Below are 14,131 nucleotides of genomic sequence, written 5' to 3'. Positions count from 1 at the left end.
TCTGTAAATCAGTTTGTTAGTTTATTTTTTCTTTTGGGTATACCCTGATCTTTGTGCGATGGTGTCAATACTTTTAAATGCGAAAGTAAATTAGCGCTATGGCGATCCACACCACAAGACTTAAAGAATTATTGCAGTTGCACCTCTCGGCACGAGCAAGCCAACTTGATGAGCTGGAGTTATGGGATTTTGTTGACGATCCCAGTTATGAAAAAGAAATTAATGAGCTCCTTGAGGGCTTTATGCGTGAGCAGGAAGACCAATACCAGCTAACCAGCCAGCAGAGCACGCAGGTACTGGACCGGATATTCAGTGCCGATGAACGAAAGTTGAGCTTGAAGAAAATAGGGTTTCGCCTGGCTATTGCTGCTGTCTTAACTGTTATTGTTGGCCTGGGTATTTTAATTTACAGCCGCGGAGCAGCGCCTTCTGTAGAATTTACCCAGGATATTGCAGCAGGAAAGAGTGGAGCCACGCTTACCCTAGCTGATGGGAAAAAAATCTACATTAACGATATAAGTTCAGGTAAGCTGGTCGATTCTTCCGGGCTAAAAATTATAAGAAGCGAGAGTGGTGAGATTGTTTGTCAGGCAACAGGCAGGCTGGATCAGAAACTGGTTTACAACCAACTGGCCACCTCTAATGGAGAAAAGATCAAGGTCATTTTACCAGATAGTTCGGTAGTTTTAATGAATGCTGCATCTTCCATCACTTATCCTTCAACCTTTGCGGGGATGAAGAACAGATTGATCGAACTCAAGGGAGAGGCCTATTTTGAAGTTGCAAAGGATAAGCATCATCCTTTTATAGTGAAAACTGCGCATCAGGAAATTGAAGTACTGGGAACGCATTTTAATGTGAACGATTACGAAGTGTTATCAGGTACCAAAACAACCTTGCTGGAAGGAAGTGTAAAGATTAATAACAATTATTTATTAAAACCGGGCGAGTTGGCCATTAATAAATCAGGGTCGGTTAAAATAGTACAGGCAGATCTGGAAAGTGAAGTGGCTTGGGTCAAAAATGAGTTTTATTTTCGGGCAGAACCACTCGAAAATGTAATGAGTACTATCGCCCGGTGGTATAATGTTGAACTGACTTATCAGGATGAGGAAATCAAAAAGATTCCACTTATAGGCCGGATTTCCAGAACCAAATCACTGGCGGCTGTTTTAGAGCGTTTAGCAGAAGCCGGACACATCAGATTTAAAATTGAAGATAAAAAGGTTACCGTTCTCCCCAATTAATATCAAAGTAAAACCACATCAACTAAAAACCAAACTAACTAAAATGAAAAGAAATCTACGACAGAAGAGGTAACGGAAAAAGAAGGATCTAAATGAAGGATAATGGTGCTACCAACACCACTATCCGGGAGTTTGAGTCCTTTTCCCGAAATCGGGAATCAGAAAATATCAAGTAACAGTTTCCAATCAACTCAAACCAAGACAAAAGTATGCAAATTTATGCTTTTAACCTAGGCATGGCCCGACTGCGGCTGCCTAATAAACTTCTATTGACTATGAAATTGGTCATCCTTATCCTTACAACCACTTTATTACAGGTATCTGCAGGGTCTTTCGGCCAAAAAGTAACCTTAAATGAAAAGAACGCCTCTTTAGAATCTATCATCACCAAAATTAGAAATCAAACCGGGTACGACTTCGTGTTCGACTTTCGCTTACTGGAATCGGCCGAGAAGGTTAATGTGAATGTTAAAGATCAAGACCTTAACGAAGTGCTGAAAAAGGTTTTTGATGAGCATTTTGAGTATACCATTAAAGACAAAATTATTGTTTTAAATAAAAAACCAGCTTCTATACTGGATCGGATCCGAAATGTCTTTTCAAGCGCTGATTTGCGGGGAAGGGTGCTGGATGAAGAAGGAAAACCAATTCCTGGCGTAACGGTAAGGGAAAAGGGTAATTTGAAAAATACCGTATCTACCAATACACAGGGCTCGTTTAGTATTGATGTTCCTGCAAACGCAACCTTGATTTTCTCTTACGTAGGTTACACCACAAAAGAGCAACAAGTTACTGCGAACATGATTGTACGTTTACAGCTCAGGGAAAATAAACTCCAGGAAACTGTAGTGGTAGGTTACGGAACCAGCAGGAGAAAGGATTTAACAGGATCGGTTTCCTCTGTTGATATGAAAGAAGTGCGGGATGTACCTTTCGCTACAATAGATCAGGCCATCACTGGTAAAGCGGCGGGTGTACAGGTGGTACAGTCGGATGGTTCGCCAGGTGGGGTAGCCAAAATCAGGATCAGGGGCGGAACCTCGCTTATGGGGGGTAATGATCCCCTCTATATCATAGATGGGGTGCAGGTGCAGGTCCAAAATCGTTATCAGGCTGGAGCTGCCGATATTGTAAGTCCGGTTGAAAGGGGCGGAAATGATGATCCTAACTTCACCGTTGCAGGCTCTTTCGCCAGAGGGTTAAACAGTTTAGGCGGACTAAATATCAACGATATTGAAACGATTGATATTCTTAAGGATGCCTCAGCAACCGCCATTTATGGATCACGCGCTGCGAATGGTGTAGTGATTATTACCACCAAAAAGGGAAAGACGAATCAAAAACCGATACTCGAAGCCAATTATTATACTGCATTATCAATGCCCGAAAAGGAAAAAGTATTAAATAGGGAGCAATATATCGCAATGGTAAAGGAAGGCGCAAAAAACCTGAATGATGCACGTGCGGCCTCGGTTCCCGTACTTGCACCGAATGCCCTGGCTACACAGATACTAACCGATCCCAATTATTTTGGAACTGCCAATACCGATTGGATGGATTTAGTGTTAAGAAATGGCGTTACCCAAAATGCCGACGTTTCGGTAAGGGGCGGTGGAACAGGTTCGAGCTACTACAGTTCCATTACTTATAATAAAAATCAAGGGACGGTAATTGGTACAGATTACTCGAGGGTAGCAGGAAAGGTGAGTCTGGATAATGAAATAAGCAAAAGATTGCGTTTCAATACCAATCTGGATTATGGTTTTACGACTAATAATATCACCAATGGGATATACACCCAGGCCATGTTTGCGCCTCCAACAGTTGATCCTTTTAATGCCGATGGAAGTGTTAAAATTATCGATCCTGCTACACTTGGGGCCTATGCTTATGAGGGTTTTCAAAATCCACTGGTGCTGACTAAAGGCGTTAACAAATCGAACGCGATATTCTTAATTGGAAGTGTTGCGGGAGAATATGATATTTTTAAATCCTTAAAATTCAGGAGTTCTGTAGCTGTTAATTACAACAATTACCGTCAAACCAGTTACATACCGAGTACCGCATCTATTGCCACCTCTAATGGATCGGGGAGCTCCAATAACGGAACAGCCACGCAATCGCAATCTCAGCAAACCAATACCTTTTTTGAGAATACATTAACTTATAACAAAGAGTTTAATGAGAATAACAGGTTAAACGTAGTTGCAGGTACTTCCTGGCAGATCACCAAATCCAATGCCTTCTCGGCCAGTGGACAAGGATTTCCGGATGATACCTATCTGAATAACCTTTCTTCGGCAGCAGTAACCCTACCAGCAACGGGTACATCTGATCAAAATTCGTTATTGAGTTTTTACATGCGGGCTACTTACAATCTTTACGATAAGTATCTGTTCACCTTCACTGGTAGATCTGATGCTTCTTCTAAGTTTCCTGAAGCTAACCGGGTAGGGTATTTTCCCTCAGGAGGTCTGGGCTGGAGAATCTCAAAAGAGAATTTTCTTAAAGATGTAAAATGGATTGATGAAATAAAATTGCGGGCAAGCGCTGGTTATACCGGAACGCAGAACATTGCAGATAACCTTTTTTACACGTTATATGCACCAGTATCTTATGCCGGGCTAAATGGTCTTTCGCCCAGCCAACTTGGAAATCCAAGACTCAAATGGGAGTCGACACTTCAGCGTGATGCTGGGATAGACTTCTCATTTTTCAATGGCAGGTTTAGGGGGGGATTTGGTTATTACGACAAGCGTACCAAAGATGTGCTGTTTCCAACCACAGTAGCATCGAGCTCGGGCTTTACAGGCGTAACAGCTAATATAGCCAACATCCGCAACCGCGGTTTGGAGCTTGAACTGAGTGGCGATTTTATCCGCAGTAAGAACTTCCAGTGGTCGGGTACATTAAACATCTCGGGCAACCGGTCTAAGGTGCTTGCACTGTCAAATGATTTTGCCGACCCTAACAACCCGCAAGTTTATCAATATGGCAACACGGTGTTAAAGGTTGGAGAACCTATCGGTTTACTTTACGGAAGGGTATTCGACAAGATTTTGAGCACGAAGGCCGAGGTAGACGCTTACAAAAATGGCAACCTGCTTGCCATGTTCGGTAGTTACCCTTACCTGGGTATTGGCGATGCAAGTTATCTGCTGGAAGATATTGGTGGAGGATACCGCTATTTTAAGGATGATATTATTGGCCGTGCCGAACCTAAATATTACGGAGGATATACCAACAGGTTAAGCTACAAAGATTTTACGCTAACTGCGCTGGCAACATTCTCTTACGGTGGAGACATTTATTACCTGGCTGATGTGCAAAATCAGGATATGGCGAGAAGAACCAATAAGGGAGTATCGATATTAGGACGCTGGACACCAGATAATCCAGGTGCCACCAGGCCCCGGTTAATACAAGGACAGGGTTCTTATGCCTATGCTGCAAGCAATAATGTGTACGATGCATCCTTTATTAAGCTGAAGTCGGTAACCTTTTCTTATTCACTTCCTAGAAAGATAACCGAAAAGTTAAGAATCAACGGCTTGTCTGCCTATATCTCCGGCACCAATCTGTTTACCATCACCAACTATCCGGGCGTAGATCCTGAAACCAGTAATGATCCTTATAGTTTAATTGGTGGATACAGTGATTCGGGTGGGTATCCTTATGTAAGGCAGTTTAGCCTGGGCCTTCGGGTAGGATTATAATCAGATCGATAAAGTGGTTACTTAAATCAAATCAATGAACATGAAAACATTATATAAATTACTCTTTTTAGGTTCGGTACTTACTGTAATCTACAGCTGTGGAAAGGAGTTGGGGGCATTACCGAAAAATGCTAAGGTAGATGAAAATACTATCCTTGACCAGGGAACAGCACAAATAGCATTAAACGGAGCTTATTATAACTTTGCCAACGCTTCTACTACCAGAGCTAACTGGCAGAACCACCAAATTTTGCCGGCAACACTAGCGGGTTATTTAGGTTATGGTTTTGGTCAGCTCCCACAAGAAGACAATCAAAACACGAGTACTTCTGGCACTTATTGGGATGAATCTTATAAGGCACTTAATGCAACAAACGGTGTTATTAAAGGTGTTAATGCCTTGGCCGACAATGCGTTTACAGGCAATCGAAAAAAGGAAATTTTAGCAGAAGCGAGGTTTATACGTGCCTATGCCCACTTTAAATTATTGAGCTATTATGCAGAGTGGTATAAAATTAACAGTACCCAGGGAGTTTTACTGCGCGATGAACTTTCTACGCTAACCAATATCACCAAAAAGAGAAGTACAGTAAAGGAAAGTTACGATTTCATTTTGGCAGATCTTAATGAAACCATTGCTAATGGTCCGGCTACAAATCCCAATCACTATGCCACTAAATGGGCTGCAATGGCTTTGAAGATGCGTGTACTGATTAACCGGGGAGCAAGCGGCGATTATGCTGAAGTTATCCAGCTTGCCGATAACATCCTTCAGAATGGTCCCTATGTATTAGAGAGCAGCCAGCAGAATTTATTTCGCACTGCGGCATTGGCCAGCAAGGAAGTGATTTTAGGAATTAAGCCACAGGCTCTTCAAGCTGCAGATCCATACAGCAAGAGCAGGCAATATTGGCCGGGAGCTTCCGCTCTTTATGTAGCTAAAGCTAAACTGAGAGATTTATATGCAGGCGATCCCCGCCAAAACTGGGTAATCGGAATTGCGAATCCTTCCACCTCATCACCTAATACCTATTATTTCACCAAATATCAGGTAGTGGGCGGCACGCCATCAGTTACCAGTGAAACTGATTATGCCTTACGTCTTACCGAAGTTTATCTCCTGAAAGCTGAGGCTATTGTACGCTCGGGAGGAAGCCTTACCGAAGCGAAAAACCTGGTACACCTGATACAAGAAAAAGCAGGTTTAACGGTAGCCAATGCGCCTTATTTAGCGGTAACCAATGCGCTAACACCTGCTACACTTTTAGAGGAAATTTATAAGGAAACCTCAAGAAGTCTGGTTGCTGAAGATGGTAGTGAATGGATGGCCTTGCTGCGATTGCCTTTTGAAACGGTAAAAATATACAAACCCAGCATTTCCAGCCAAATTCAATACATCATTCCGGTGCCACTTACCGAATTCCGTTACAACCCGGAGTTTGGCGAACAAAATACAGGATACGCTGCAAATTAACCAATGAATTCACAGGGGCTGTATCATTAATCAATTAGTCACTTTAATGTTGTCACGTTGAGCCTCCCGATGTAAAATCGGGACAAGTTGTCGAAAAGCTTTAAATGCAATTGGCGTTAACCCTTCAGGATGACAAGTATAAATTGATGATACAGCCTCATCAAAAATAAAAAGATGAAAAAATATTTAATTACATGTTGCTTGTTAATAGCTGTTTCGGCTGTTCAGGCACAGTTGGCCGATTTTACTTTACAAGGTAAAATTAAAGGACTAACGAGTGGAAAAATCAAGTTAGCCTATACGGGTAGTGGTGATAAATTTATTCAGGATAGTGCTGTTATTCAAAATGGAGCTTTTGCTTTTAAGGGGGCAATTGCAGAGCCTGTTATGGCTTATATTTCAAGCGATAAAGCTGGACAAAACTTTGATGATCCCAACAGGGCATCATTTTTCCTATCTCCAGGAAAATTGACTATTGAACTAACCGCTGGTGACTTCAGGGCATTAAAAGTTACAGGCTCGACTACCCATGCGGAGTATGCTGAACTGGAAAAACAAAAGAAGAGCCAGATGGATAAGATCCGAGTACTTTCTGCTGCATACAGCAAGGCCAACATGGTTTATATCAATGCCAAAAAGGAGGGGAAAACCGAAGCTGAACTTGATGCACTTAAGGAATTGGCCACGCAGGCTAAAGATCGAATGGATCCGTTGCGAGAAGAGATGGACAAGATAGATATGGCGTTTATCAAAAGTCATCCTGATTCTTATTACAGCGCCTATTCATTGCGGTGGAAGGTAAGCTCAATACCGCTTCAGGAAAGTAAAGCACTTTATGCCAAACTTTCTGATCGCATTAAAGAAAGTGCATCAGGCAAAGAGATTGCAAAGGAAATTAAAAGCCTGGAGGGTGGTTCACCAGGAAGTGTAGCCTCTGTTTTTGCCGTAAACGATATCAACGGTCAGCCCATCAGTTTAGCAGATTTTAAAGGAAAAAAATATGTGCTTCTCGATTTCTGGGCCAGCTGGTGTGTGCCTTGTCGTAAGGGTAACCCCCATTTAATCTCCCTATACAATAAATACAAAGATAAAGGGCTGGAAATAATTGGTGTATCCGATGATGATAGCAATCTTACGGCCTGGAAAAAAGCCGTAGAAACAGATAAAATTGGGATTTGGAAACATGTACTGCGCGGGTTGAAACGTACGCCTCAGGGAGGTTTTGATAAATCAACAGACATTACAGAACCTTATGCTATTCATTCGCTTCCGACAAAGATTCTGGTAGACAAAAACGGCGTAATCATTGGCAGATATGGAGGTGGTGGTGAAGGCGATGAGGCCATGGATAAGAAGCTTGCAGAAATATTCAACTAATCAACCATTAAACATAAAAAAGATGAAATCAATGAAAACATTACTGGCTGGCGGCATGCTATTGGCTGCTGGAACAGTATTCGGGCAAGATGCCAAATTAAAAGGAGATATTAAAGGTTTAGGAAACATAGAGGTTAAGCTTTACTATTATGAAGGTGTTGAGCAAAAAACCGGCACCATTAAAACAACTGATGGTAAGTTTGAGTGGACAGGTAAAATGCCCGAAGCTCAAAAGGTAACCCTGATGTTTCCTACCCGTGCGGCCTGGGTTTATCTTGAACCAGGAAATATTTCGATCACAGGGAATGCTGATTCATTGCATTTGCTTAAAGTTTCGGGATCCAAAACACAAAAGGAGGCCGATGATTTTGAGGCCACACAAGAACCTTTTGATAAGCAATTGCAACCACTATATGCCGCATACAGCAAGGGAACAGATGAAGAAAAACTAGCGCGTGAAGAGAAAATTGCAGCCATAAGAGGGGAGATGAAACAAAGGGAAAATAAATACATCGCTGCACATCCAGAAAGTGCCTTTAGCCTGAGTTTGGTATCAGATAGAGCTGGGATGGGTAATTACAAAGACATCCAGGCCATTTATGATCTGTTGGGGCCGGGAGTAAAAGCCAGTGCAACAGGTAAGCGCCTAGCAGAACGTCTTACCGTTTTGAAACGCAGTAGTATTGGCGAGCAAATGCTCAACTTCACTCAAAATGATGTGAATGGTATCCCGGTAAACTTTGCTTCTTTTAAAGGGAAGTATGTGCTGGTAGATTTCTGGGCTAGCTGGTGTGGCCCTTGCCGTGCCGAAAATCCAAACGTCTTGAAAGCTTACAATACATACAAAGATAAAAATTTCACCGTAGTTGGGATTTCTCTGGATGATAAGGGGGAAAACTGGAAAAAGGCGATAAAGGATGATAATATGCCCTGGACACAGCTTTCTGATTTAAAGGGCTGGAAGAACGAAGTTTCCCAGTACTATGGTATTAATGGCATTCCAAGCACTTTGTTAGTTGATCCACAAGGGAAAATTATAGCGAAAGATTTGAGAGGAGAGATATTAAATAAAAAACTGAGAGAATTGTTTGAAGAGAAATCAAAATAACAGAATGAAAATGAAGTTATTATATGGCATTTTGTTGGCGGCCTTACCCGCTATTGCGAATGCACAGGCAATCGATTATTCAGTTAATGGCCAGGTAAAGGGGCTAAAAGATGGGGAGGTTGAACTCCATGCTTACGATAGCCGAACCCGTGTTTCGAAGAAAGTAGGCGAGGCTAAAATTACCAATGGCAAGTTTGTGGCCAAAGGCAGGTTAGATGGTGCGCAGATGATTTCAGTTAACCTTAAACCTGGAAACTGGGGCACACAGCTCTTTGTTGACGCTGGAGTGGTAAACCTGCACATTGATACCGCAGGTGCACAGCATTATGATTATACCCAGTATGGGATGCAAAAGGGGGCAAGCCTCACATCTGTGAAAATTTCGGGTTCTGCCGCACAATCAGATTATGAACAGTATGAGAAAACCAGCGCTGGTATGGCTAAAGATAGAGCAGCCATTTCTCAAAAACAGCTCGCCTTCATTAAGCAGTACATCAATGAAAAGCCTTCATCTGTAGCAGGTGTATACATGCTAAATCAGTATTATTTATTTAATTCTGATTTGCCTTTGGCAGATTTTGAAGGCTTGCTGGCCACATTTAAAGGATCAGCAAAACAGTCCGCTTACTTTACCAACCTTCAAACCGAGGTAGCGGAAATTAAGGCTGTTCTTCCTGGCCAACTGGCCGAAGACTTTACGCTTTTGAAACCTGATAGCAGTAAGTTTACCTTATCAACGCTTAGAGGTAAATATGTGCTGCTAGATTTCTGGGCAAGCTGGTGCAAGCCTTGCAGAGAAGCCATTCCACACTGGAAAGAGGTGTATGCAAAGTATAAAGATAAAGGCTTTGAAATTGTTGGTGTAACCAATGATAACAAATGGGACCAATGGAAAAAAGCCATGGATCAGGAGAAAATGGATTGGATTCAGGTAGCAGATGAGTTTCCTGTTAAAAACATGCCTGCAAAAATCGTAAGTAAGTATAAGTCGCGAACTATTCCTCTTTATGTATTGCTGGATAAGGAAGGACGAATCCTGGTAAAAACCGATCACAAAGAAGAAATTGATCAAAAGCTTAGTGCTTTATTGTAGCTTTTGAATTAGATCACTTCATCGTTTGCTTCATATCTTTCCCCAAATGGGAAGCGAAAGGTATGTTTAAGGAGCCTGCTTCTTTTTTAAAAAGATGAGCAGGCTCTTTTTGTTTTTACTGATACGCTATGGCAGGAGGAGAAGATATCTTTTAAGAACTTAGTCAGTCTTGAGGTTAAACTTATGCATTAAGGGGTAGGTACATGAGCTGTGTAAAGTTTAGCATATCAAATCTAAAAGTCAGATGTGTTGCTCGGTTGCTGGAGGAATGTGAACGTGCCAAAACTAAATTTGCTAGCATATTCTGAATATAATCAATGAAATTATCATTCAAAACATTATTTAGAATAAGTTTAAATAAATTTTGTTAATCATGATATCTTGAGTTATTTTTGCGCGAAGATTTTATTTAGATCAAACAAAAATTATCCCTATTTTATGAAGTTTCGTATAACCATGGCATTGCTATGTATTGTCTTGATGATGGCTAAAAGCCAAGAGGTTTCTGCTCAGCAAAAAGTTATTTTACAGGGGACTGTAAAAGACAGGCAAGGAAAAAGTATTCCGGGTGCTACTGTAAGTGCAGAAGGTACCAAAGCCATTACCTCTACCAACAATCGTGGAGTTTATAAACTTCAGTTAAATCCAGGAAAAGTTGTTTTGCATGTCAATTTCGTAGGCTTCGAAGAAAAGATCAAAACCATGGAACTGAGTTCTGGAGAAGTTCAGGAGAATATCATACTTCAAGAATCGGCAGATGTACTCCAACAGGTGGAGATTACAGGTCGTAAGGAGAAGACCTATAAAACCAAAGCGACTTTTATTGGGAAGATAGAAAATGAACTTAAAGATATTCCCCAATCGGTTTCTTATGCCAGTAAAGAACTTATAGCAGATCAGGGCTTAATGCGTGTGGGTGAAGTAGTTAAAAATTTTAGCGGGGTAAACCAGTTCAGTTTTTATGACGATTTGACCATTAGGGGATTTCGGGTAAATGGGCAAAGTAATACCCAGTTGATTAACGGTTTGAGAACAAGTACCGGGTTTTGGAAACAATCTTTAGCTAATTATCTGGAAAGGGTAGAAGTTTTAAAAGGGCCATCATCTGCGCTATTTGGAAATGCAAGTCCGGGAGGGGTGGTTAACAGGGTAACTAAAAAACCTTTGGATGAGACCCGCAGATCAGTAAGCCTCACCATGGGGAGTTTTAATACTTTTAGAGGCCTGGCCGATTTTACCGGTCCGGCAACAAAAGATAGCACGTTACTGTATCGCCTAAACCTGGGGTATGAGAACGCTGAAAGTTTTAGGGATTTAATGTTTGACCGAAACTTCGTTATTGCGCCATCATTAACATTTGTACCCTCTGAAAAGACCAGAATTAATTTTGATTTGGTGTATACCGATTCTAAAAGCCGACTTGACCGTGGACAGCCGATATTTGGAAGTTTCGATCTGAATTCTACACCACAATCTTTGTCGCTCAATACAACAAACGATTATTTAAATGAGTTGACTTATAATGCAACGATTTCCATTACCCACAAGATTACGGATAATCTCAGCCTGAATGCTTCTTATTTAAAAACTGGATACTCAGAAGATTTGAATGAGCACAGAACATCCAACGCTTATGGCCTTGATGGAAATGGTGTTGCCATTAATAACCTGGCTGGTATGAATGTTCAGATCAGAAAGCGCAAAAGATTTATTGATAATTTCTCTGGATACATCAATTATACCCCTAAAACTGGTGTTGTAGAACATAAAATTGTTGCAGGTTACGACTTCGGAAGCGAAAAAACACCAGTTGGAGGATCGCAACTTACCGCCTCTGGTTATCGTAATGCTGCCAATAACGGTGCCATTGCTACCTATGTTGTGGCCAATAAATCAAGATACTTATTAGATGCGGCAGGAAATCCTGTACCAAATGTGCCTCATTTTCATCTGAATGATCCGCTTTCTTCGCAAAGAATGCAGGATGATAGCAAACTTTTCTTTGCACAATCTGTGGTTGCCCCAACTTATTATTATCTGAACTCCGGCTATGTTCAGGATCAGTTCAAAATAGGCAGGTTGCAAATTTTAGCAGGAATCCGCTATGAATATTATACGGATTATGCCAATTATAAAACCCAGACAGAAGCCAAGGCCAATTCTTCGGCCTGGTTGCCTCGTTTTGGTGCGGTATATAGTGTAACTCCCAATATCAATTTTTACGGTAGTTATGTAGAAGGTTATAATCCACAAACTTCCTCTACCATATCTAATCCCAATGCAGGAGGACCATTTGACCCATTGAAAAGTAATATGATAGAATTTGGATCCAAAACCAGTTGGTTCAGGGATCAGTTATCTGTAAGTGCTTCAGTATACCAAATCAAACAAACAGGGGCGCTATACGCTACACCAGGGGTAGTGGATGTGTTGAGGCAAATCGGAGAGGAGCAATCCAGGGGATTTGAGTTTGATGTTACAGGAAAGATAATGCCTAACTGGAACGTTATTGCTTCTTATTCTTATAACAGGGCAAAGATATTGGAAAGTGGTACAGTTGGTGAGGTAGGTATTCAAAAACCAAATGCACCTAAAAATACCGCTAATTTATGGACCAGATATAATTTTGTGGATGGTGCTGTGAAAGGCTTTGGTTTGGGCCTGGGTGTTAATTATACGGATAAGCGCAACCTGATCTATGATGCGAAGTTTTCTCCGGAAGACCAGATCACCATTCCTTCATTTACCTTATTTAATGCCGCCTTGTTTTATAATATCGGTAAACTGCAATTACAGCTTAATGCAAATAACATTGGCAATAAGAAACATTGGGTTGGCGGATATGATTATCTACGTTTGTTTCCTGGCCAACCTGAAAATTATATGTTCACCGTTGGATATTCATTTTAATGGCAAAGAGCAGATTTAAGAAAATCACTGGTTGGCTTCACCTTTGGATTGGCCTGGCGACTGGGCTAGTGGTGTTCATTGTTTCTATTACCGGCTGTATATATGTATTCGATGAGGAAATCTTTAATCAGCTGCATAGCAAAATGGTCTATGTACAAAAAACCGGTCCTGCCAGGCCGCTTTCTGAGTTGCTTACCCATGCAAAGAAAGCGGTAGCAGAGGGGAAGGTATTGAATAATGTCAAAATCAGTTCAGATGATAAGAGTTATGTATTTTCGGGCTTTAAGGTTAATGAGAAAAAAAAGTTCAATCTCTGGTATTTTAGCCAGTTTGAATACCAGGACCAGGTTTACGTAAACCAGTACACTGGTGAAGTACTGGGTGTTATCGATATCCGTTATGAGTCCTTTAATATTGTTGAGCAATTGCACAGGCAATTACTGCTGATTAAACCTATTGGTAGTCCACTGGTTGGATGTTGTATCCTGCTATATTTGATTATGCTCATCACGGGATTCATCCTTTGGTTGCCTAAAAACTTTAAACAGTTTAAGAAAAGCATTGCTGTAAAATGGAATGCCAGATGGAAAAGAGTTAACTACGATTTACATAATAGTTTGGGGTTTTATGTTTTGCCTATTGCCATAATTATCGCCGTTACTGGTCTTGTATGGTCCTTTAATTGGTGGGAGAACGGGATTTACCGTATACTTGGTGATAAAGGGAAATCAGGTTTTAGCAGGAACTTACCCCAAATAAATGCAAGCGATACCACCCTGAATAAAATAGATCTGATTCATTATCGCCTGCTTAAAAAATTAAAAGGTGATTGGACTGAAATTGGCTTAGGCATCCCCGATGAAAATAATAAGGTTTCGATGTCTTTTGTACAAATTGAGAGCAACAGTGATGCATGGAGAGGGGTAAGTTATTATTTTTATGATGGCAGAACCGGAGACTTTATTGATGGGCTACCTCATGAACAAAAAACCTTGGGTATGAAGTGGCGTAATTCCAATCTTGAGCTTCATACTGGTAGGCTATATGGTTTAGGAACGCAGCTTTTAGCTTTTCTAGGCTCGCTGATCAGTGCATCTTTACCCCTATCGGGATTTCTAATCTGGTGGGGAAAAAGGAATAAGAAACCCATAAGAGCAAAGTCCGTTTAAGTTGATTAAAAGAGAAGAATTCAGCGAAGCTTACAGG

Annotated in this window: 8 protein-coding genes; all 8 read left to right on the top strand. The window is 41.2% G+C overall.

Annotated elements, in window-relative coordinates:
* The first annotated feature begins 98 nt into the window (after positions 1 to 98).
* The 8 genes from BMX11_RS09975 (at position 99) to BMX11_RS09940 (ending at position 14,094) form a co-directional block, all read left to right on the top strand.
* Entirely contained in the window at positions 99 to 1,247 is a 1,149-nt protein-coding gene (locus BMX11_RS09975; RefSeq protein WP_090883883.1) for a FecR family protein, read from the top strand.
* Positions 1,248 to 1,522: 275 nt separating this feature from the next.
* Positions 1,523 to 4,963 carry a TonB-dependent receptor gene (locus BMX11_RS09970; protein ID WP_090883882.1) on the top strand — a complete coding sequence of 1,147 codons (3,441 nt, stop codon included), beginning with the start codon at positions 1,523 to 1,525 and terminating at the stop codon, positions 4,961 to 4,963.
* A 40-nt stretch (positions 4,964 to 5,003) separates the two neighbouring features.
* On the top strand, positions 5,004 to 6,437 hold the full coding sequence (locus BMX11_RS09965) for a RagB/SusD family nutrient uptake outer membrane protein (RefSeq protein ID WP_175474527.1): 1,434 nt from the start codon (positions 5,004 to 5,006) through the stop codon (positions 6,435 to 6,437).
* 174 nt (positions 6,438 to 6,611) lie between these two features.
* Positions 6,612 to 7,814 carry a TlpA disulfide reductase family protein gene (locus tag BMX11_RS09960; protein WP_090883880.1) on the top strand — a complete coding sequence of 401 codons (1,203 nt, stop codon included), beginning with the start codon at positions 6,612 to 6,614 and terminating at the stop codon, positions 7,812 to 7,814.
* A gap of 22 nt (positions 7,815 to 7,836) precedes the next feature.
* Entirely contained in the window at positions 7,837 to 8,922 is a 1,086-nt protein-coding gene (locus BMX11_RS09955) for a TlpA disulfide reductase family protein (RefSeq protein WP_175474526.1), read from the top strand.
* 10 nt (positions 8,923 to 8,932) lie between these two features.
* On the top strand, positions 8,933 to 10,015 hold the full coding sequence (locus tag BMX11_RS09950) for a TlpA disulfide reductase family protein (protein WP_175474525.1): 1,083 nt from the start codon (positions 8,933 to 8,935) through the stop codon (positions 10,013 to 10,015).
* Positions 10,016 to 10,453: 438 nt separating this feature from the next.
* Complete coding sequence (locus tag BMX11_RS09945) at positions 10,454 to 12,925, top strand: TonB-dependent receptor (RefSeq protein ID WP_090883877.1); 2,472 nt, start codon at positions 10,454 to 10,456, stop codon at positions 12,923 to 12,925.
* Positions 12,925 to 14,094, top strand: coding sequence for a PepSY-associated TM helix domain-containing protein (locus tag BMX11_RS09940; RefSeq protein ID WP_090883876.1), 1,170 nt, complete (start codon positions 12,925 to 12,927; stop codon positions 14,092 to 14,094). The genes BMX11_RS09945 and BMX11_RS09940 overlap by 1 nt, the downstream gene beginning before the upstream one ends.
* Positions 14,095 to 14,131: the final 37 nt, after the last annotated feature.

Origin of the sequence: Pedobacter rhizosphaerae (assembly GCF_900111155.1) — a bacterium.
Lineage (GTDB): Bacteria > Bacteroidota > Bacteroidia > Sphingobacteriales > Sphingobacteriaceae > Pedobacter > Pedobacter rhizosphaerae.
The sequence above is the reverse complement of the archived record's forward strand: the minus strand, read 5'-3'. Positions and strand labels throughout refer to the sequence as shown.

Bases quoted from the DNA above. Each gene is read 5' to 3' on its own strand.
- BMX11_RS09975 (WP_090883883.1), top strand. From the start codon at position 99: ATGGCGATCCACACCACAAGACTTAAAGAATTATTGCAGTTGCACCTC.
- BMX11_RS09970 (WP_090883882.1), top strand. From the start codon at position 1,523: ATGAAATTGGTCATCCTTATCCTTACAACCACTTTATTACAGGTATCT.
- BMX11_RS09965 (WP_175474527.1), top strand. From the start codon at position 5,004: ATGAAAACATTATATAAATTACTCTTTTTAGGTTCGGTACTTACTGTA.
- BMX11_RS09960 (WP_090883880.1), top strand. From the start codon at position 6,612: ATGAAAAAATATTTAATTACATGTTGCTTGTTAATAGCTGTTTCGGCT.
- BMX11_RS09955 (WP_175474526.1), top strand. From the start codon at position 7,837: ATGAAATCAATGAAAACATTACTGGCTGGCGGCATGCTATTGGCTGCT.
- BMX11_RS09950 (WP_175474525.1), top strand. From the start codon at position 8,933: ATGAAGTTATTATATGGCATTTTGTTGGCGGCCTTACCCGCTATTGCG.
- BMX11_RS09945 (WP_090883877.1), top strand. From the start codon at position 10,454: ATGAAGTTTCGTATAACCATGGCATTGCTATGTATTGTCTTGATGATG.
- BMX11_RS09940 (WP_090883876.1), top strand. From the start codon at position 12,925: ATGGCAAAGAGCAGATTTAAGAAAATCACTGGTTGGCTTCACCTTTGG.